Genomic DNA, 21741 nt, shown 5'->3' on the forward strand with positions numbered 1-21741 from the left:
GCATTGAATAAGAAATTTTCAAAAAACATAATTGCTGTTATTTCATTTGTAATATTATTCTATTATAGTTTGGGCAGTTTTGCTTATGCTGACATTTCCGGTGTTACCTTTTACACTCCTTATATTAATATTGCCGTTACCCCAGGAGATTCTATTTCTTACAACATAGATATCCAAAATAAATCTACTCAAATCAAAAATATTCCCTTAAGTGTAAAAGCTCCAAAAGATTGGCAAACAACATTGACCGCTGGAGGTTGGAAAATCGAAGAAATTTCCGTGAAACCAAATGAAACTCAGACTGTTAATTTAACCGTGGATGTTCCTTTAAAAATTAACAAAGGCTCATATAATATTGTGTTGCTTGCTGCAGGTTTGCCAGTTCTTACTTTGACTGTAAATGTAACAGAACAAGGGACATATCAAACAGAGCTTACCAGCGATCAGCCAAATATGGAGGGTACCAACAAATCTACTTTTACTTATGAAGTCAAGTTAAAGAACAGAACTCCTGAAACCCAAACTTACGCACTTACTGCAGATGTTCAGGCAGGATGGAACGTGCAATTTACTGTTGAAGGAAAAGAGGTCACTTCTGTTTCTGTCGAGCCTAATAGTCAAAAGATAATCCAGGTTTCTATCAATCCGCCTTCCCAAATAAAAGCAGGTACTTACAAGATTCCAATAAAAGCACATACGAAAAACACTAGCGCTTCTCTCACATTAGAGGTAGTTGTTCGCGGCACCTATGGCATTGAATTGAGCACACCTTCTGGTGTTTTATCTACAGATGTAATTGCTGGTGGTGATAGAAAAGTTATTCTACAGGTAAAAAATACAGGTTCATCTCAATTAGCGCAAATAAACTTTTCAGCTGATACTCCTGTTGATTGGGAGGTGACTTTTGAACCACAAACAATAGATACTCTTGCCCCTGGAGAGACCAAAGAGGTTGTTGCAATTATTCATGCGGATAAAAAAGCAATAGCAGGGGATTACGTAGTTACCATGAGAGCTTCTACTCCTGAAGCAAGTAATGAAGCTGTTTTTAGAGTAACTGTTAAAACCAGTTTATGGTGGGGAATTGTGGCTGTAATTATTATTGCAGGAGTCATTGGCGGGTTATATTACTTGATTCAAAAGTACGGGAGGCGGTAACTGTGGCTGAGGCTGTAATAGAACTTATTAATTTAACAAAAATTTATGGCACTCAGCCTGCTGTTGACCATTTAAACTTGACTGTTAAGACAGGTGAAGTTTTTGGCCTTTTAGGGCCGAATGGTGCTGGCAAAACTACCACAATTCTCATGATATTAGGTTTAGTGGAACCTACCCAAGGAGAAGCAAAGGTTTTAGGTATTAATGCCACGCGTGAACCTTTAAAAGTAAAAAAGTGGGTAGGATATTTGCCCGAAGACGTGGGATTTTATGACGATATGACGGGCTTAGAAAATTTAATTCTTACCGCACGGTTAAATGGAATGGAAGATGGTAAAGCCCATAAGACTGCAGAAGAACTTTTAAATCGTGTCGGATTGAAAGAAGCGATAAACAAAAAAGTTGGTGCTTATTCCCGTGGTATGCGTCAGAGATTAGGTTTAGCTGATGCATTGATAAAAAAACCTAAAATGATAATTTTAGATGAACCTACTTTAGGGCTTGATCCTGAAGGAATGAGAGAATTCCTCAATCTTATTAGAAAACTTAGCAAAGAAGAAGGAATAACAGTGTTGCTTTCTTCTCACCATCTCCATCAAGTTCAAGAAATATGTGACAGAGTGGGGATTTTTGTAAAGGGACGCTTGATTGCACAAGGTACCATTAGTGAATTGGCCAAAAAGCTATTTTTTTCTGAACTTTACACTTTTGAAGCAGTTGTAGCGCCTAATGACGATAAGATAATTGAAATTATTTCTAAAATAGAAGGTGTAACAAAAGTGGAAAGAGAGGATAAAACATTAGTTATAAATGCCAATAAGGACGTGGCACCACAAATAGCAGCTGTGGTTGTAAACAAGGGATATGAGTTACATCGGATTCAACCTAAAGTCTATGGACTTGACGATATTTACCATTGCTACTTTGAGGGGGTGCAGTAAAATGCGCCACTCACTTTATGTGTTAGTCAAAAAAGAAGTTTCTGATCACATTCACAGCTGGAGGTTTAATATATTGCTAGCACTAATTTTTCTTACTGCTATGGCATCAATTTATACTGCAGCTATGACGATTAGGGATGCAGTGCCAAAAGCGGAGACTCCAATTGGTGACGTAAATTTATTTTTAAAAATTTTTACAGTTTCTGACGGGAAACTTCCTTCCTTTATTGCTTTTGTAGGTTTTTTAGCACCCCTTTTGGAATTGGTATGGCGTTTGATGCAATAAATGGGGAGAAAAATAAAGGAACTCTTCTTCGATTACTTGCTCAGCCAATATATCGGGATGATGTGATATTGTCTAAGTGGCTTGCTTCTCTTTTTGTAATTACTACGTTTTTCATTGCTTTAGGATTATTTGTAATGGGATTAGGAATACTTTTTTTTGGAATACCTCCAACTATTGAAGAAGTGTTAAGAATTGTTGTATTTTTACTTGTTACTTCTTTATATGTTGCAGTATGGTTGAGCCTTGCTATTCTCTTTTCAATATATTTCAGACAATCGGCTACTTCACTACTGGCTAGTATTGCGATATGGCTATTTTTTACACTGTTTTATGAAATGATTGTTAATATAATTGTGCCGTCTAATCCAGAGGGAGCACCGCAAGTAGTATTACAGCAGATGCATACGCATCAGTATTTATTACGGCTTTCTCCTAATATTTTGTATCAAGAGGCAATCACCACTTTGCTTTCTCCTAATGTTAGAGCGCTAGGACCTCTTACCGTAGAACAATTAGTTGGTGCTATTCCATCTCCTATTGCATTTGAACAAAGCCTTTTACTCATTTGGCCGCATATTGCAGGGCTTATCGCTATAAGTGTTGCTTTGTTTGGCATTTCCTTTACACTTTTTATGAAGCAGGACATCCGCGGAAGATAAAGCGGATGTCCATTTTATATTGGCATTTTAACAAAAAAAATTCATGTTCATTTATTTTGCAGATATTGTGGTAGTATAAACGAATATTAAAGTCCTGCCATATATTATGGAGAACTAGGTCTTTTTTAGAATATGTGGTAAATGCAAAGAAATATACTTTACAAAAAAGGATGTTAAAAAATTATTTTTTATTGACAAGGTTATGAAGCAATGTTATACTATATATTGAGGTGAATGCGATTATGTATACCATATTTTGTAGCAAAAATTAATACTTTCAATTAGAGGTGCCCAATTTTGACTTTAAAATTAGGTTAAAATGGAAGTATGGTGAAAGTCCTGCACGGTCCCGCCACTGTGATGATGAAATGAAATGGAGGTATAAAATATGGAAATTACTATGAAAGTTATAAAAAGAAATGGGAAAGAGGTTGAATTTGATAAATCTAAAATTGTAAATGCTATATATAAAGCTTTTAAAGCAGTGGGGGAAGGGGAATATAAACAAGCAGTAGAAATAGCAGATGAGGTTACTAATTATGTTGAAAAGAATTTAGAAGGAATAGCTAGTGTGGAACAAATTCAAGATATTGTAGAACAATATTTAATAAAGCGTGGTCATGCTAAAGCGGCAAAAGCCTATATTTTGTATAGGAAACAGCATCAAGACATAAGAGAGTTTAAAAAGATGTTTATGGATATTGAAAAAATGGTGGATGAATACATAGGAAAATTGGACTGGAGAGTAAATGAAAATAGCAATATGAGTTATTCACTTCAAGGTTTAAATAATCATATCTCCAGTACAATAACAGCTCATTATTGGTTAAACAAAATATATCCTCCAGAAGTTAGAGATGCCCACGTAAACGGAGATTTGCACATTCATGACTTAGGCCTTTTATCTGTGTATTGCTGTGGATGGGATTTAAGAGATTTACTTCTTTCTGGATTTACAGGAGTAGAAGGAAAAGTTCAAAGCAAACCTCCGAAGCACTTTAGGTCTGCTCTTGGGCAGATTGTCAACTTTTTCTATACACTTCAAGGGGAAGCAGCAGGAGCTCAGGCTTTTTCCAACTTTGATACTTATTTAGCGCCTTTTATATATTACGATAATCTTTCTTACAAAGAGGTTAAGCAAGCTTTGCAGGAGTTTATATTTAACATAAATGTTCCTACAAGAGTAGGATTTCAAACTCCTTTTACAAACATAACTATGGACCTTGTGGTACCGGAGATTATGGCAGATGAACCTGTTATAATTGGCGGTCAATTGATGGATAAAACATATAAAGAATTTCAAAAAGAAATGGATATGCTAAATATAGCGTTTGCAGAAGTTATGATGGAAGGAGATGCCAACGGCAGGATATTTACTTTTCCAATACCCACTTATAATATAACAAAAAACTTTGACTGGGATAGTCCTGTCATAGATAAAATAATGGAAATGACTGCGAAGTACGGTTTGCCCTATTTTAGCAACTTTGTAAATAGTGATTTAGATCCCAATGATGTGAGATCGATGTGCTGTCGGTTGAGGTTGGACAACAGAGAATTAAGAAAGCGAGGAGGGAGGCTTTTTGGAGCGAATCCTCTTACAGGTTCAATAGGAGTTGTAACTATAAATATGCCAAGAATTGGGTATTTATCTAAATCAAAAGAAGAGTTTTTCCAAAGGTTAGAAAGGCTTATGGATATTGCAAAAACAAGCCTTGAAATAAAAAGAGAAGTTTTGGAGAAAATGACTGAAATGGGATTGTATCCTTATTCGAAATTTTACTTGAGAGATATAAAAAAGAGATTTGGATTTTACTGGCAAAACCATTTTAACACGATAGGCTCATTGGGATGAATGAGGCACTATTAAATTTCATGGGAGTAAGCATAGCCAGTGAAGAAGGAAGGAAATTTGCCATTGAAGTATTGGATTTTATGAGGCATAAATTAGAACAATATCAATTAGAATCTAATTTCATGTACAATTTAGAAGCTTCCCCTGCAGAAGGAGCTTCCTATAGATTGGCTAAAAAAGATAAAGAATTATTCCCTGATATAATAACTGCAGGTAGCGATGTGCCTTACTACACTAATTCTACACAGCTTCCTGTAGACTTTACTGAAGATATATTTGCTGCTCTTGACTTACAAGAGGAGTTACAGACAAAATACACAGGAGGTACGGTATTTCACGGATTTATTGGAGAAAGTATAAACGATGTGACAGCCTGCAAAGCTCTAGTCAAAAAGATAGCTTATAATTATAGAATTCCTTACTATACTATAACTCCAACTTTCTCTATATGTGAAGACCATGGTTATATATCAGGAGAGTATTATGAGTGCCCTTACTGTGGAAAAGAATGTGAAGTTTACAGTCGAGTTGTAGGGTACTATAGGCCAGTAAAAAATTGGAATGAAGGAAAGAAAAAAGAGTTTAAAGACAGAAAGGAATTTGTCATATGATATACGACTTTATGCCTGTTTCTTTTGTTGATTTCCCAGGAAAAATTGCAGCCACTGTTTTTGTAAGTGGCTGCAATTTTAAGTGTCCTTACTGCCATAACTCTTATTTAATTCAAATAAGGGAAGGTATGCGGAGTGAAAAGGAGTTTTTTGATTATCTTAAAAAGAGAGCAAATTTGATAGAAGGAGTGTGTATTACAGGCGGAGAACCTACTCTTTGGAAAGGATTAGAAGATTTTATAAAAGATATAAAGGATTTAAATTTTAGTGTTAAGCTTGACACTAATGGATCAAGACCACAAGTGTTAGAAAATTTAATAGATGAAGGATTGCTCGATTATATAGCTATGGATATAAAAGCACCAATAGAAAAATATGGCATATTTTTAAAAAACAAAAAAAGATATAGATAATGTTCAAAAAAGTGTAGAGATAATTAAAAATTCTGATATAGATTACGAATTTAGAACTACTGTAAATGACAAACTACTTACTTTAGAAGATTTTGAGGCTTTAGCTGATTGGATTTCTCCTGCGAAAAGGTATGTTTTACAAAGGTACAAGTATGAGGAAGGAGTATTGGATAAGAAGAGGAGTGGAATTCAAGATTGTAATATTAGCTTTTTGAAAAAAATAAAAGAAAAACTAAATGGAAATTTTGGTGAGATATTAATAAGAGAATAAGAGGTAAAAACCGAGGGAGATCGACAGACCGAAGGTGTATGAATAATATCCACAAAATGTTTATACGGACCATTCTTTTATGAAGGATTGATATTTTTTTTTAAAAAGTGTAAAATAAAAGTAATCGTCATTTATTAAACAATAGGGTGTGATAAAATGCCAAGACCTCCAAAATGTAGATGGGTTAGAAGTGAACCAAACGTGACGCATTTTAAACCTGTTGGCGTCCCTATGTCTATGTTAGATGAAGTTATACTAACAGTAGAGGAATTGGAAGCTATAAGGCTTAAGGATTTGGAAGGTTTAGAGCAAGAGGAATGTGCTGATATGATGAAAGTGTCAAGACCCACCTTTTTTAGAATAATAAGTTCTGCTAGACAAAAGGTAGCTGATGCTTTAGTCAATGGCAAAGCGATAAGGGTGGAAGGTGGCAATTACAGGGTTTATAATGAAGAACAAAGATGCCATAGAGGTATGCGCCATAGGCATAGCTATTGGGGTGGAGAAGATTGATTCATATATTTTTACAAGACCTTTCATATATATAGTATAATTAATGCTGTGAATTAGAATTACTATATATATGAAAGGATGGAGGAGATGGACCTTATAAAAGATTTCATTGATATTATATTGCATCTTGATAGGTATTTGGGTAACATTATACAAATGTATGGTGCCTGGACTTACAGCATTTTGTTTTTTATAATTTTTTTTGAAACTGGCTTTGTAATAACTCCTTTTTTACCAGGAGATTCTCTTCTTTTTGCTGCAGGGACGTTTGCGGCAATTGGCAGCTTAAATGTATTTTATGTGATTATGCTTTTAGCATCTGCTGCAATATTGGGAGATACGGCAAACTATCACATAGGAAAATTTGTCGGGGAAAAGATTTATGAAAGAGAAAATTTAAAATTAATTAAAAAAGAGCATTTGATAGAAGCTCGTAGTTTTTATGAAAAGTATGGTTCTTTTACTATTGTTATAGGAAGGTTTATACCAATTATTAGAACTTTTGTACCTTTGTAGCAGGGATTGGGGAAATGAGGTATTTTAAGTTTTTGTTTTACAATGCATTAGGTGGAGCACTGTGGGTTCTACTTTTTACTTTAGGAGGTTATTATTTTGGAAATTTGCAGATAGTAAAAGACCATTTTGGATTTGTAACAATTGCGATAATTGTTATATCTCTAATGCCCCCAATTGTAAGCTTTTTAAATAGAAAAAAACGTTGAGTCAAGAACTTTTACAAATTATGTACTGCCATATATAATACTTTAAATTTATGAAAGGAGTATAGGAGTTATGGGCTGGTTTGGACCTAAAGGTGAAACTATTATATTAAATGTTAAGGGGATGACATGTAACCATTGCAAAATGTCTGTCGAAAGTGCACTAAAAAAGTTAAATGGTGTATCAAAAGCTGTTGTTGACCTTGACAAAGGAAATGTTACGGTAACTTATGATCCTTCCAAAGTTTCTATAGATGATATGAAAAAAGCAATTATTGATACAGGATATGAAGTGTAATATAGCTATTAAAAATTTAAAGTGAACAAAAGCGTTGAAGGATTTAAAAATGAATCAGCTTTCGACAAACTTTTTACTTATAAATAAAGTCTCCTCCTTTTATGCTCGAGTGCAGGCTCGACGGTAAGCTGCTTTCCCTAAAATTTCGCAAACTAGTTTCAAAAATTCCGCGATGCACTCTACGCATAAAAGCGGAGACTTTTCTTATGCCTAAAGTCTGAAACGTTGAATACTTATCAATGGTTTTCTTTAGTTGTTTTTATTTTGGTTTAAATGTTGTGCATTCTGTTTCTGCGCTAGTTTTTGCAGGCGTTACTTTTGAACTTACTTCAATTGATGGAGCGTGGCATCTCATATCTTTCCAGTAGCTGCAAGTATTTACTGAACATTTAACTACATTTTCTGCTGTCATATAACACACCTCACTTATTTATTATCAACAAATAGTATTTCCATATATTAATTTATTATACTTTTTGCGAACAAAATAACAAAGGCTAAGACATAATAGCGAAATACCTTATAAATACATATTTGTCACCCATCTTTCTCTAGAAATCTACATGGCTTAAGGAATGTTATCAAAATATTGCACTTATCTCTTCTACCTTGAATTCCTGTGTTAAATTTTATACTTACAGACAATGTTAAATAAACTAAATTTTGAAACGTATCTATTGACATTGATATAAGATTGTGATACTTTAAGAAAAGAAATCATATAATTCCTATCTAAATAATCGGAATTAAAAGGAGGCAAAAACTTATGTCTTCAAGTTAAATAGAATTGTTCCTGAAAATGCAGCGGAGGTACGATGGTCAGTACTGTAAAAGGGTATAAGTTGATTCTTGTAATGCCTGATACGATGAGCATAGAACGGAGAAATTTTTGCCGCAATTGAAGTTGCAAATCGTTTTAGGAAAGGAAAACGGGTTGTAACTGAGTTGCCTGATACAGGTAAAAGCTATTTAAGTATGCAGAAATTTTTTTGAATATTGAACTTTATCGTCAATAAATATAGAATTATGAACAGATACTAATAATTAAGAAACGGTAAATTGTACGGAAAAAATGCAATTACTTCGTGGTTTAGATATCTGAATCTACAAGATAGGAGGTTAAAAAGTTTTATGAAAAAAATAACAGAGTAGTAGTGGGAATGAGTGGAGGTGTTGATAGCTCTGTTTCGGCTTATCTTTTAAAAGAACAGGGATATGAGGTTATAGGTGTTACGATGCAAATATGGCAGGACAAAGATGAGGAAGCAGTAAGAGTTGAAGGCGGCTGTTGTTCATTGGCTGCTGTTAATGACGCCAGAAGAGTAGCGAATAAGATTGGCATTAAATATTATGTAATGAATTTTAAAGATGTTTTTAAAGAAAAAGTAATAGATTATTTTGTAGATGAGTATCTAAGAGGGAGGACTCCCAATCCCTGTATTGCTTGCAATAAATATATAAAATTTGAAGAACTTTTAAAAAGAGCTTTAATGATAGAGGCATATTACGTAGCAACGGGCCATTATGCGATTAAAGAGTATGATGAAGAAAGAAGAAGGTATTTATTAAAGAAATCTGTAGATACTTCCAAAGACCAGACGTATGTACTATATAATCTTACTCAGACTCAGCTTGAGCATATTTTGTTTCCACTGGGTAAATATAAAAAAGATGAAGTCAGAAAATTGGCTAAGGACTTAGGTCTGCCGGTTGCATCAAAACCAGATAGTCAGGAAATTTGTTTTGTAACTGATAATGATTATGGAAAATTTATTAGAGAAAATGCCAAAGAAGAGATAAAACCAGGAGAATTCCGCGATACGAGAGGTAGATTTTTAGGTTATCATAAGGGAATTATACATTATACAATAGGACAAAGGAAAGGCCTGGGAATTTCAGTAGGTAAACCTCTTTATGTTGTTGATATCGATGCAGAAAATAATGTGGTAGTATTAGGATACGGTGACGAAGTATATGGAGATGAACTCATTTCTTACAATAATAATTTTATTTCAATTGACAAACTTGAAGGAGAGATGAGAGTAAAAGCAAAGATACGGTACACTGCAAAAGAGCAAGATGCAGTTATACGACCACTTGAAGATGGGAGGGTTTTTGTGAAATTTGACTCTCCACAGAGGGCTATTACACCGGGGCAGTCAGTAGTTTTTTATGATGGAGATATTGTTGTGGGAGGCGGAATAATAGAAAGGAAAGTTAAAATAAAATTTCGGAATTCCCTTTGATGTGCAGAATACCCTATAAGAATACTGAGAGATAAAAAGGGGCAGAAGTATGGCCAAAAAAGCTAATTTAAAAATAACAGGGATGTCTTGTGCAACAAAAATAGAAAAGGGGCTTAAAAGCTTTGATAGGAGCAGAAAATGGTATACTCATAAATGGAGGAGAACATCTGCAGAGGGCAAACGGTATATGCATTACGATAAATGAAAAAGAGTTTTATATTGGCAATAGAAGGCTCATGGATAGACAAAATATTGGTATAACGTCAATTGAAGATAAGGTCACAGAACTAGAATTACAGGGTAAAACAGCAATGATATTGGCATCTCGCGACAGAGTTTATGGCATTATAGCTGTTGCAGATACTGTAAAGAATGACTCGGCAAAAGCAATTCAGAAGTTACAAGCTATGGGTATCGAAGTATACATGATTACCGGAGATAATAAAAGAACTGCTGAGGCGATAGCAAAACAAGTTGGCATAAAAAATGTGCTAGCGGAAGTATTGCCAGAAAATAAAGCTGAAGAGGTTGCGAAGCTTCAGAAAATGGGAAAAGTAGTTGCAATGGTAGGAGACGGCATTAATGATGCTCCAGCTTTGGCTACCGCGGATGTCGGCATAGCGATAGGTACAGGTACAGATGTAGCAATAGAAACCTCAGATATAACACTCATAAGTGGTAATCTTATGGGAATTGTGACTGCTATAAAATTAAGTAAAGCCACCATGAAAAATATATATCAAAACTTATTCTGGGCTTTTATATACAACACAATTGGTATACCATTTGCTGCAATGGGATTTTTAACTCCAGCTATAGCGGGAAGGGCGATGGCTTTTAGCTCAGTGTCAGTTGTTTTAAATGCTCTGAGATTAAGAAGGTTTAGAGGGGATAATAGTTAGAATGAGTTTGGATTTGTCCAAACTCATTCTTGTATAGGTGTTTCAGTGGCAGTATGGAATGTTCTGTTTTTTTGTTTTGTGGTATAATTTAGTCAACACAGAGATTTTCATTGGAGGGATTTTTATGAATTTTGATAGTTTTTTGTATAATACCAGGCCTTTTCTAAATTACCTTTTTGATTTTTACAGCAATCTCGATAATAAAAGTCTCAGCAGTATTATTTATAATGCTGGGGGCCCTCAAAATGTTTCAATTTTGATTGTGGATATGGTAAATGGCTTTTGTAAAAGTGGTCCATTATCTAGCTCTAGAATAGCGGGCATAATAGAACCTATAAAAAATTTAATCAAGGCTTCGCATAAAAAGGGTATAAAAAATGTCTTTTTTATAAATGATTCTCATACTGTAGGAGCAACAGAATTTAGTGAATTTCCACAGCATTGTGTAAGAGGAAGTTTTGAAAGTGAAATTGTGGATGAATTGAAGGAAACAATTGAAGGGGAGCCGGTAGTTTTTGAAAAGAATTCTTTAAATGCGTTTTTTGGTGGGGAATTAGAAGGTGGAAATGAATTTTTGAAAAAGACCTTGGATATGATAAAGGAAGGAAAATCTACTTTTATTGTGGTGGGAGATTGTACTGATTTATGCGTTTACCAGACGGCTATGTCTATAAAAATGATTGCAAATGCCAATGATCTTAAAGTTAATGTAATTGTGCCAGAAAATTGTGTTGAAACTTATGACATTTCTGTAAAAACTGCCCAGTACCTTAAGATAATGCCTCATGATGGTGATTTGATACATACTATGTTTTTGTATCACATGAAATTAAACGGTATAGAAGTTGTAAAAGAGTTAATAGAAGAGTAAGTAATTTTTGTCTATTCTTCTAAGGGGATTTTTTCGTCAATATCCAAATAAATCTCAAGTATACTATTTATCACAACAAATTTAACCTTTAAAATTATTTTTTCATTTTCAATTGTTAGGATTCTGTCGTCAAAAATGTTTTTTATTAATGTGGGGTCTATTTTTTCTATTTCTTTTCCGTATAAACCCTTTAATTTTCCTTTTACATATTTTTCTATCTCCATAGTCAATTTATTGTCAGCATTGTTTATGTTGACAATTATATCTGTGACCACTCTTTGGGGCTTGTTTTTCAATGTTTCATTAAGTTTTGATACTTTTTCATTTAATTCAATAGACTTCATCTTATAAGCTTCTTTTTCAAAAATTAGTTTTTCAATTTTGATGCCATTTACTGCATTTATGATAGAACCCCCAATAATAAAGCCGAGAATAAAAAAGCAAAAGTGAAGGTAATACTTTTTCATTTAAAATCACCAACAATAAAAGAAATAATTTTAAAACCAGTGTAAGAACCTAAAAAAGCTCCAAGAATTATCACAGCTTGTTTTGCCAGTTGCGTGAATTCACCGCTTAAACCTATTTCCAGACCTCTTATAGCAGAAAAAGAACCTCCGAGTCCTACCAATATTGCCCATAATCGTATATCTTTTAAAATCATATTAATTATTTTGACAGGAGAGTCAAAAGTAAATACAGCTGATAAAGCACCAATTAAAGCTCCACCTATAACAACTCCCATTGATGTGAAAAAAGGGATGGAAAAGACTTTTACAACTTTAAAAATCATATTGAACACCTCATATAATTATATGCTTAAACTTTTAAGCAAAAAACTTAGAAAAACGGATATTTTTTTGCAAAAGAGAGAAATACTGAATAAATATAAGAGAAAATTTAAAATATTAGAAGATATGATGTAATTTCAAACTATATCCAACTTCTTTACCTGTGGTATAATAAAAATTGAAATGGAAATAATTTTAACAAATACATAAAATATTCAAAATTTTAAGATTAGATTACTTAATACACAAATCAAAAGCTGCTTATACTGGGAGGTGTGTTGAACACGCCAAAGAATAGACGGCAGTTTGTGGCCCTAAAGTCCGCCAATTCATTGGCGATGCAGTTCACAGTGTAAGTGGCTGATGAAGAGGTGATTGCTGTGGAATGCCCAAATTGCAAAAGTACGAATGTGGGCAAAATAGGGAATAACCTATATTTTTGCAGGGATTGCAATTGCGAGATAAAGATAAAAAAGTGTACAGCTGTTGTAAGCATGTATGATTCAGAAGGTTGCATAAGCAAGAGATTTAAAGTTTGTTACAATGCATAAAGGAGGGGTAGTCCCCTCTATTTATTTTCTGAAAAAAAAGTGATATTATAAAATTGCAGGTAAAGTTTCATTTTGGAATGAAAATAATATATTATTGATAGACTATAGATGGAGAGTAGTTAAACTTTAAATTTTAAGGAGTGGTACAGTGAATGAAATAATTGACAAATTGAAAGATATTTTAAGAGAAGGGAAATTGTATTTAAACGAGCACATGAAAAGACACACTTCTTTTAAAATAGGTGGACCTGCAGATGTATTAGTTGTACCAAATAATCGTAAAGAATTATTAGAAATCATACCTTTGTTGAAACAAGAAAACATCCCTTTTTTTATACTAGGAAATGGCACTAATCTATTAGTAAGTGAAAAGGGCATTAGGGGAGTTGTAATAAAATTATCCTCTTTGAGGAATGTAATTGTAGAAGGTAATAGGATAATTGCTGAAGCGGGAGCACCTCTTTCCTATATTGCCAATGTGGCACTTGTACATGAACTTGCGGGATTTGAATTTGCTAGCGGGATTCCTGGCACTTTAGGTGGAGCAATAGTGATGAACGCAGGGGCTTATGGGTCTGAAATGAAGGACGTGGTAGAAAAAGTAGAGGTTTTAGATGGAGAAGGCAATATATTGATTTTATCAAACGAAGAAATGAATTTTTCCTATAGATACAGCATTATTCATGAAAAGGATTGGATTGTTTTAAGAGCATGGCTTAGTTTGGCAAAAGGGAAATACGAAGAGATAAAAAGCAAAATGGAGGAACTAAATGCAAAAAGAAGGGAAAAACAGCCTTTGGAGTATCCAAGTGCCGGAAGTACTTTTAAAAGGCCACCTGGATATTATGCTGGGAAATTGATTGAGGAAGCAGGACTTAAAGGCTATTCAATTGGAGGAGCTAAAGTTTCCGAAAAGCATTCGGGATTTATTATAAATACTGGCAATGCAACTTTTTACGATGTTTTAAATTTGATTGAGCATATACAAAAAGTAGTAAAAGAAAAGTTTGGAGTGGAACTTGTACCAGAAATAAAAATAATAGGAGAGAAATAGGTGATTTGACAAATGAAAATTTTTGCTGATTATCACACCCATACGGTATACAGTCATGGAAAAGGCACAATAGAAGATAATGTAAAAAGGGCGATAAAAATTGGGCTTGAGGAGATTGCAATCACTGACCATGGGCCAGCTCATGTGTTTTATGGCTTAAGAAAATGGGATTTTAAAAAAATGAGAGAAGAAATAGATAAGATTAATGAAAAATATCCACAAATTAAAGTGCTGATGGGAGTAGAAGCAAATTTAATCAGCTTAGAAGGAGATATTGATGTTCCAGATGAACTTATGAAATATTTAGATATTTTGCTTATGGGATATCACACGGGCATAATGCCTAAAAACTTTAAAAGCGCTTTACAGCTTTTTGGTAAGAACGTGGCAAGCAAATATTTTATTTCCTTGAGGAAAGAGATGAGAGAAAAAAATACTGAGGCAATGATCAATGCAATAAAGAAATACAAAATAGACATAATAACACATCCGGGAGCTAAAGTAGATATTGATACACAAAAGATTGCAAAAGCAGCAAAAGAGAGAGGGACATCTCTTGAAATTAATTCAAGTCACGGTTATATGACAGTTGAATACGTAAAGATAGCTAAAAAAGAGGGGTGCAAATTTGTAATAAACAGCGATGCCCATACACCTCATAAAGTAGGAGACTTTGAAAGAGGAATAGAAATTGCAAAAAAGGCGGGACTAACAGAAGAAGATATAATAAACGCAAAGAGGTGATATTTTTATGAGGTTTGTAATAATAACAGGCCTTTCTGGTGCTGGAAAAACACAGGCATTGAAGGCTATGGAGGATATGGGCTTTTTTTGTATAGACAATTTTCCACCTGCTCTTCTTCCAAAGCTTGCTGACCTTTTTTATCACTCAAAAAATGTTGATAAGGTAGCCCTTGGTATGGATTTAAGAGGTGGCCAGTTTTTTGAGGACATCTATTCTAGCCTTGAGTTTTTGAAAAAAAAATAACTACGATTACGAAATAGTTTTTTTGGAAGCTTCTGACGAGGTTTTAATAAAGAGGTTTAAAGAAACTAGAAGAAAACATCCTCTTTCTGAAGAAGGTAGAATAGTTGATGGAATAAATGAGGAAAGAAAGAGACTTGCAGAAATAAGAAAAATTGCCAATAACATAATAGATACTACTAATTTAACTTCTTCCCAGTTGAAAGGGGAATTGTCTAATATCTTTTTAAAAGGCAAAAAGTTTAAAGGAATCATAATAGATATTATGTCTTTTGGATATAAATACGGTATACCTCTTGATGCTGACCTTGTGTTTGATGTGAGGTTTTTACCTAATCCTTTTTATATTGATGAATTAAGACCTTTTACAGGAAATGATGATAAGGTAAAAGAATACGTGATGAAGTGGGAGGAAGCAAAAGAGTTTTTAAAAAAATTAGGGGACATGATTAAATTTTTAATCCCTTATTATATAAGAGAAGGTAAATCTCAACTTGTTATAGCTATTGGATGCACAGGAGGAAAGCATAGGTCTGTTACTATTGCAAATGCCCTTTATGAGTTTCTAAAAAAAGAAGATTATTCTGTTATCTTGCACCATAGAGATATAGGAGAGGAGTAAGGTGACTATGAAGTGTTCTAAAGGGGGACCTTGTATTGTTGCTATTGGCGGAGGTACGGGGCTTTCTACTATGCTAAGAGGATTAAAACTTTATACAACCAATATTACTGCGGTAGTTACAGTAGCAGATGATGGCGGTGGCTCAGGAATCCTAAGACAGGATTTAGGGATACTGCCGCCTGGAGATATACGAAATTGTATACTGGCTTTAGCAAATACAGAGCCTACAATGGAACAACTTTTGCAGTACAGGTTTACTGAGGGAATGCTAAAAGGCAAAATTTTGGGAATTTGTTTTTGGCAGCCATGATAGGTATTTCAAAAAATTTCGAAGAAGCTGTAAAAAAGATGAGCGATGTGCTTGCTGTATCAGGAAAAGTTCTTCCTGTAACTCTTGATGATGTAAGGCTTGTAGCAGAGCTTGAAAACGGAATTATCATTAAAGGGGAATCGCAAATTCCTGTTTTGCAGCAAAAAGAAAATAGTAAGATAAAGAGAATATATATTGAACCTTCTCATGCAGAGCCTTTTGAAGAAGTGTTAGTGGATATATTAAATGCTGATGCCATTGTATTAGGTCCTGGAAGTTTATATACAAGTGTAATTCCTAATCTTTTGGTAGATGGAGTGTGTGACGCCATTGAAGCTTCCAAAGCAATTAAAGTTTATGTCTGTAATATCATGACACAGCCAGGAGAGACTTTGGGCTATACTGCTTGTGACCATGTGAAGGCTCTTTTTGAACATGGGCTTAAATCTTTAGATTACATTATTGTCAACAATGGCGAAATTCCCCATGATTATATGGAGCGCTATATAAAAGACATGTCACAACCTGTTGAATACGATAAGAATCAGCTAGAAAGTATGGAAATTAAAGTAGTAGAAGAAAATTTAGTAGCTTTAAAAAAGGAATTTATAAGGCACAATGAGCAAAAGCTTGCAGAAGTAATTATAGGCTTGCTTAAGTGAACGACAAATTTTAGTCTATATTATACAAAAAAATATATTGACATTTGGTTAAGTAAGATATACAATAATATTAAGGATAAGCGCAAGCGATTGCAAGACTGTTGCAATTGGGCGCTTTTAAAAAATACATTTCAAGAAAGCGATTGCTGTAATATATTAGCAATTACTTGTAAGGGGGAAAGTGATGAGAAAAAATGTAAAGCTATTTGCGGCGATAATTTTAGTTTTATCCTTATTGCTGACCAGTTGTGGTGTTAAAGATGCCAGTTCTAATAATGTTCCTGAGTCGGATGTAATATATCAGGTTATGATAGATAGGTTTTACAATGGTGATAAGTCCAACGATGACCCTAAAGTAAGTAAAGGTATGTTTGATCCAACCTATACCAATTGGAGAATGTATTGGGGCGGAGATTTAAAGGGACTGACAGAAAAAATTCCTTATATAAAAGGGATGGGAGTAACAGCTATTTGGATTTCTCCTGTTGTAGATAACATCAACAAACCGGCAATATATAATGGCGAAATAAATGCACCTTATCATGGATATTGGGCGAGGGACTTTAAAAGAGTAGAAGAACATTTTGGTACATGGGAGGACTTTGACAATTTTGTAAAGACTGCTCATGCTAATGGGATAAAAGTTATACTAGATTTTGCTCCCAATCATACGAGTCCTGCAGATGAAAATAATCCTGACTTTGCTGAAAACGGTGCACTTTATGACGATGGGAAATTATTGGGAACTTATAGCAATGATGTCAATAAATTTTTTCATCATAATGGTGGGATTACCAACTGGAACAATTTAGAAGATTTGCAGGATAAAAATTTGTTTGACCTTGCGGACCTTGATCAAAGTAATCCTATTGTTGACAAGTATTTAAAGGATTCTATCAAGTTATGGTTTAGTCATGGAATTGATGGGGTAAGGCTAGATGCAGTGAAGCATATGCCTATGGAATGGGTAAAAAGTTTTGCTGATGCCATATACGGCGTTAAAAAAGATGCTATTCTTTTTGGCGAGTGGATGTTAAACGGTCCCACTGACCCTTTGTACGGTTATAATATTCAATTTGCTAATACAAGTGGTTTTTCTGTATTGGATTTTATGCTTAACAGTGCAATAAAAGATGTTTTTGAAAAAGGTTATGGCTTTGACAGATTGAATGATACTATTGAAGAGACAAATAAAGATTATGATAATCCTTATAAGTTGATTACTTTTGTGGACAATCACGATATGCCGAGGTTTTTATCAGTCAATAATGATAAGGACAAATTGCATGAAGCTATTGCTTTTATAATGACATCACGAGGAATACCTGCAATATATTATGGCACAGAGCAGTATCTGCACAATGACACAAATGGGGGAAATGACCCTTACAATAGGCCAATGATGGAAAAGTTTAATGAGGATACTAAGGCTTATGTTTTAATTAGAGAACTGTCAAATTTGCGTAAGATTACACCGGCATTACAGTATGGTAAGACAATAGCAAGATATGTTAGTGATGACGTTTATATCTATGAGAGGCAATATGGCAAAGATATAGTTGTAGTTGCAATAAATAAAGGAGAAAAGACTACTGTACAGAATATAAAAACTTCTCTTCAAAAAGGCAAATACAACGATTATTTAAAGGGTTTATTGAAAGGAGTTATTTTAAAAGTTGAAAAAGGTAAGGATGAAAACAACGTTTTAAGTGTAACTTTACCTAAAGACAGTGTCAGTATATGGACTAATGGAAGAGTGAAATAAAATTTTGGGTTTTTCCCAAAATTATTATAATAAAATTAAAATTAAGAGGAGGATTTGTATGAAGAAGTACACAAAAATAATTGCATTGCTGACTGTGATGGTATTCGTTTTGTCAGCTGCTTTAACAGGTTGTAGCGGCAGTAAGACAAGCGAAAATACTTCATCACAAGGTCAGACAGAACAAAAGAAAGAGCCTGTAGAATTGGTAGTATGGTCCCACTTAACAGACCCTGAAATAGCAAAAGTTCAGGAGATTGCAAACAAATGGGCAGAGCAGACTGGCAACAAAGTAAAAGTTTTGGCAGACCAGAGTGACTTCCAAGCTTTCTCAACAGCTGCTCAAAGTGGTAAGGGTCCAGATATCATGTTTGGTTTGCCACATGATAACTTAGGTACTTTTCAGAAGGCAGGACTTTTAGCCGAAGTTCCAGAGGGAGTTATAAACAAAGATGATTATGTTCCAATGAGCATAAACGCAGTGTCTTATGATGGAAAGATGTATGCTATTCCAATTTCTATGGAAACTTATGCGCTTTTCTATAACACAGAGAAAGTTAAAACGCCTCCAGCAACACTTGATGATTTAATTAAGTTGGGCAAAGAAGTAGGATTTCAATACGATGTAAATAACTTCTATTTTAGCTTTGCCTTTATATCTGCTTATGGCGGTTATGTGTTTAAGGATACAGGTGGTGGACTTGATCCAAACGATATAGGATTGAATAACGATGGTGCAAAGAAAGGCTTAGAACTTATAAAAGACTTTGTAACAAAATATAAATTCATGCCTGCAGATATAAATGGAGATATGGCAAAAGGTAATTTCCAAAGTGGAAAAATTGGACTTTATATAAGTGGCCCATGGGATGTGGACGGTTTCAAGCAAGCCAATGTTCCATTCAAAGTTGCTCCACTACCACAGGTTGAGGGTAAACCGATGCCTTCTTTTGCAGGTGTTCAGGCTGCTTTTGTAAGTGCAAATTCAAAGCATCAGCAAGAAGCATGGGATTTAATGAAGTATCTTGCTGAAAATACAGGATTACCACTATTTGAAACAGGTAGCAGGATACCAGTTCTTAACTCACTTTTGAACACTGACGAAGTAAAGAACAATGAAATTTTAAGTGCTTTTGCAGAACAGGCGAAAAATGCTATTCCAATGCCTAATATACCGCAAATGGCAGCAGTATGGACTCCTGCAGGCAATGCACTCCAGCTTATTACGTCTGGAAAAGTCCAGGTTGACAAAGCAGCCGATGATATGGTAAATCAAATCAAACAAGGTATCGAAACACAGCAGTAACGAAAGGGGGCTTCTAGCCCCTTTTTTTAGAGAAGGAGGTTGTTGTATGAAAATAAACAAAACTCTGAGGGATAAATTAAGACCTTATGCTTATTTGTCTCCTGCTATACTATCTATGACTGTATTAAGTTTTGCACCTATTTTGTATACTGTTTATATTGCTTTTACAAACTTTAATTTATATCATTTTAAAAATTATCAATTTGTAGGTTTAAAAAATTTTATTGATATACTTGCCGGCCCTTTCAAAGTAGTTTTTGCTCCTGTGTTTATATGGACAGTTATTTTTGCGCTTTCCGCTACATTATTGAGCTATATTATTGGCCTTCTTTTAGCGGTTATTTTGAATAACAAGAATATGTGGGAAACAAATTTTTATAGAGCAATATTAATTATTCCCTGGGGTCTTCCGGGCACGATTGCTGCTCTTACTTGGACAGGACTTTTAAATCAGCAGTATGGTGGTATAAATTTGATACTGCAGAAGTTACACCTTCCTATGATACCATGGCTTATTGACCCATTTTGGGCAAGAATTGCAATTATAATGGTTAGTGTATGGATGGGTTATCCCTTTATGATGAATGCATCCTTAGGAGCTCTTCAAGCCATTCCGCCTGAACTTTATGAGGTTGCGGATATTGACGGTGCCACATGGTTTCAAAAGTTTAGAATGATAACAGTGCCAATGTTGACATCTTCTACTTTACCACTTATTATTTCATCTTTTGCATATAATTTCAACAACTTTGGTGCAGCATTTTTAATTACAGGAGGAGGACCTCCAAGAACAGATACTTCTTTTGCGGGTCATACTGATTTGCTTGTAAGTTCAGCATACAAGATGACAATGCAATTTAATAGGTATGACTTAGCGGCGGCTTTGTCTATAATTATATTTTTGATAATTGGCACACTAAGCCTTATCAATATGAAGATGACTCGTGCTTTCGAGGAGGTGGACTAAAATGGAATATGCAAGTGTTAAATTTGGTGATAAAAAAAGGACTCAAAAGATTTATTATAGGGAAAAATTAAAACCCCATGAAAAAGTATCTCTTTGGATTAGCCGACTTATTATATGGGCTGTAATTGCGATAATAATGTTTCCTGTGGCTTGGGTAGTAGGAGCCTCTATGGCGCCTGGAGATGCCTTTTTCTCTGGTTCAATTTTTCCACAACATATGACATTTCAAAATTATAAGGATGTGCTTGTTAAGACTAATTTTTTACTTTGGGTAAAAATAGTATGATTTTGAGTGTTGGTGTTGCAACTATTCAATTATTTTTGACTGCTACATCAGCTTATGCTTTTAGTAGAATGAAATTTGTAGGAAGAAAAAATGGTTTAAAGAGTCTCTTGATAATGCAGATGTTCCCTACATTTATGGCATTACCTGCTATATTTGGTATAATGGCAAAATTAAACCTTCTGGATAATCTTTATGCTCTTATGCTAGTGATGGCAGGTAGTAGTGCTTTTAGTATATGGCTTTTAAAAGGTTATATTGATAGTCTTCCAAAAGAGTTAGATGAAGCTGCTTTAGTTGATGGGGCTACTCATTGGCAGATTTTTACAAAAATAATTCTCCCTTTAGCGACCCCCATGCTTGTAGTTATATTCTTATTTAGCTTTATGGGAGTGTACAGTGAATTTATTTTGTCCAGTGCGGTACTAAAGTCACCTGAAAATTACACAATAGCCTTAGGACTTCAAAGATTTATTCAAAACCATTTTCAGCTCACTGGACTCAATTTGCTGCAGCTTCTGTTATGGCGTCCTTTCCTCTTGTAATACTCTTTATGGTATTGCAGAGGTATTTACAAGCTGGTCTTGCAGCAGGTGCAGTAAAAGGATAAAAATTGTTACACATGGAACAATTTGTAAATGCCGGATTATTTCCGGTATTTTTATTTTGTATATAAATAAAAATTTATGGCAAGAATAAATATGTATT

General features: G+C 34.3%; 15 protein-coding genes and 9 pseudogenes. 21 read left to right on the plus strand and 3 right to left on the minus strand.

Features of this window, described 5'->3' with window-relative positions:
• Positions 1 to 3: 3 nt before the first annotated feature.
• The 9 genes and pseudogenes from JCM7501_RS03985 to copZ all read left to right on the plus strand — a co-directional run bounded on the left by JCM7501_RS03985 (position 4) and on the right by copZ (position 7724).
• Positions 4 to 1158, plus strand: a complete 1155-nt coding sequence (locus tag JCM7501_RS03985) for a COG1470 family protein (protein WP_081723114.1) — start codon at positions 4 to 6, stop codon at positions 1156 to 1158.
• A gap of 2 nt (positions 1159 to 1160) precedes the next feature.
• Positions 1161 to 2099, plus strand: coding sequence for an ABC transporter ATP-binding protein (locus JCM7501_RS03990; RefSeq protein ID WP_028991886.1), 939 nt, complete (start codon positions 1161 to 1163; stop codon positions 2097 to 2099).
• A 1-nt stretch (position 2100) separates the two neighbouring features.
• Positions 2101 to 2385: a hypothetical protein gene (locus JCM7501_RS16530; protein ID WP_256201116.1), complete on the plus strand. Its 285-nt coding sequence runs from the start codon at positions 2101 to 2103 to the stop codon at positions 2383 to 2385.
• Positions 2367 to 3044 carry an ABC transporter permease gene (locus JCM7501_RS03995; protein ID WP_256201117.1) on the plus strand — a complete coding sequence of 226 codons (678 nt, stop codon included), beginning with the start codon at positions 2367 to 2369 and terminating at the stop codon, positions 3042 to 3044. Before JCM7501_RS16530 ends, JCM7501_RS03995 begins: the two co-directional genes overlap by 19 nt.
• A 388-nt stretch (positions 3045 to 3432) precedes the next feature.
• A pseudogene (locus JCM7501_RS04000) lies at positions 3433 to 5510 on the plus strand (ribonucleoside triphosphate reductase).
• Positions 5507 to 6194 (plus strand): annotated as a pseudogene (locus JCM7501_RS04005) (anaerobic ribonucleoside-triphosphate reductase activating protein). The pseudogenes JCM7501_RS04000 and JCM7501_RS04005 overlap by 4 nt, the downstream one beginning before the upstream one ends.
• A 156-nt stretch (positions 6195 to 6350) precedes the next feature.
• Positions 6351 to 6707, plus strand: coding sequence for a DUF134 domain-containing protein (locus JCM7501_RS04010; protein WP_013150596.1), 357 nt, complete (start codon positions 6351 to 6353; stop codon positions 6705 to 6707).
• A gap of 87 nt (positions 6708 to 6794) precedes the next feature.
• A pseudogene (locus JCM7501_RS04015) lies at positions 6795 to 7429 on the plus strand (VTT domain-containing protein).
• 70 nt (positions 7430 to 7499) lie between these two features.
• Positions 7500 to 7724: a copper chaperone CopZ gene (gene copZ, locus JCM7501_RS04020; protein ID WP_013150594.1), complete on the plus strand. Its 225-nt coding sequence runs from the start codon at positions 7500 to 7502 to the stop codon at positions 7722 to 7724.
• 259 nt (positions 7725 to 7983) lie between these two features.
• On the opposite strand, the gene JCM7501_RS12545 is transcribed toward copZ, so the two are convergent.
• Positions 7984 to 8136: a DUF1540 domain-containing protein gene (locus JCM7501_RS12545; protein WP_013150593.1), complete on the minus strand. Its 153-nt coding sequence runs from the start codon at positions 8134 to 8136 to the stop codon at positions 7984 to 7986.
• Positions 8137 to 8609: 473 nt separating this feature from the next.
• Here JCM7501_RS12545 and JCM7501_RS16145 point away from each other — a divergent pair.
• The 4 genes and pseudogenes from JCM7501_RS16145 to JCM7501_RS04035 form a co-directional block, all read left to right on the plus strand.
• Positions 8610 to 8717: pseudogene (locus JCM7501_RS16145) on the plus strand (cysteine synthase A); the annotation flags it as partial.
• 140 nt (positions 8718 to 8857) lie between these two features.
• Positions 8858 to 9970 (plus strand): annotated as a pseudogene (gene mnmA / locus JCM7501_RS04025) (tRNA 2-thiouridine(34) synthase MnmA); the annotation flags it as partial.
• A gap of 182 nt (positions 9971 to 10152) precedes the next feature.
• Positions 10153 to 10872, plus strand: a pseudogene (locus JCM7501_RS04030) (HAD-IC family P-type ATPase); the annotation flags it as partial.
• 124 nt (positions 10873 to 10996) lie between these two features.
• A complete protein-coding gene (locus JCM7501_RS04035) occupies positions 10997 to 11743 on the plus strand; it encodes a cysteine hydrolase family protein (RefSeq protein WP_028991892.1) in 747 nt (248 codons plus the stop codon).
• Positions 11744 to 11754: 11 nt separating this feature from the next.
• Here JCM7501_RS04035 and JCM7501_RS04040 read toward each other — a convergent pair whose 3' ends face one another.
• Positions 11755 to 12210 carry a hypothetical protein gene (locus JCM7501_RS04040; RefSeq protein ID WP_013150589.1) on the minus strand — a complete coding sequence of 152 codons (456 nt, stop codon included), beginning with the start codon at positions 12208 to 12210 and terminating at the stop codon, positions 11755 to 11757.
• Positions 12207 to 12533 (minus strand): YtrH family sporulation protein, encoded by a 327-nt coding sequence (locus tag JCM7501_RS04045; protein WP_013150588.1) that lies wholly within the window; start codon positions 12531 to 12533, stop codon positions 12207 to 12209. Before JCM7501_RS04045 ends, JCM7501_RS04040 begins: the two co-directional genes overlap by 4 nt.
• A 697-nt stretch (positions 12534 to 13230) precedes the next feature.
• Between JCM7501_RS04045 and murB the strand changes: the two genes are divergently transcribed.
• From murB to JCM7501_RS15585, 8 genes and pseudogenes are all read left to right on the plus strand, one after another.
• Positions 13231 to 14136 carry a UDP-N-acetylmuramate dehydrogenase gene (gene murB, locus JCM7501_RS04055; RefSeq protein ID WP_028991893.1) on the plus strand — a complete coding sequence of 302 codons (906 nt, stop codon included), beginning with the start codon at positions 13231 to 13233 and terminating at the stop codon, positions 14134 to 14136.
• Positions 14137 to 14148: 12 nt separating this feature from the next.
• Complete coding sequence (locus JCM7501_RS04060; RefSeq protein ID WP_012995625.1) at positions 14149 to 14880, plus strand: PHP domain-containing protein; 732 nt, start codon at positions 14149 to 14151, stop codon at positions 14878 to 14880.
• A gap of 7 nt (positions 14881 to 14887) precedes the next feature.
• Positions 14888 to 15743 (plus strand): annotated as a pseudogene (gene rapZ / locus JCM7501_RS04065) (RNase adapter RapZ).
• 7 nt (positions 15744 to 15750) lie between these two features.
• Positions 15751 to 16715 (plus strand): annotated as a pseudogene (locus JCM7501_RS04070) (gluconeogenesis factor YvcK family protein).
• 184 nt (positions 16716 to 16899) lie between these two features.
• Entirely contained in the window at positions 16900 to 18480 is a 1581-nt protein-coding gene (locus JCM7501_RS04075) for an alpha-amylase family glycosyl hydrolase (protein WP_028991894.1), read from the plus strand.
• A 58-nt stretch (positions 18481 to 18538) separates the two neighbouring features.
• Entirely contained in the window at positions 18539 to 19783 is a 1245-nt protein-coding gene (locus tag JCM7501_RS04080) for a sugar ABC transporter substrate-binding protein (protein ID WP_013150585.1), read from the plus strand.
• A gap of 46 nt (positions 19784 to 19829) precedes the next feature.
• On the plus strand, positions 19830 to 20750 hold the full coding sequence (locus tag JCM7501_RS04085) for a carbohydrate ABC transporter permease (protein ID WP_012995620.1): 921 nt from the start codon (positions 19830 to 19832) through the stop codon (positions 20748 to 20750).
• 1 nt (position 20751) lies between these two features.
• Positions 20752 to 21643, plus strand: a pseudogene (locus JCM7501_RS15585) (sugar ABC transporter permease).
• Positions 21644 to 21741: the final 98 nt, after the last annotated feature.

Source organism: Thermoanaerobacter thermocopriae JCM 7501 (assembly GCF_001310975.1).
Taxonomy (GTDB): Bacteria; Bacillota; Thermoanaerobacteria; order Thermoanaerobacterales; family Thermoanaerobacteraceae; genus Thermoanaerobacter; species Thermoanaerobacter thermocopriae.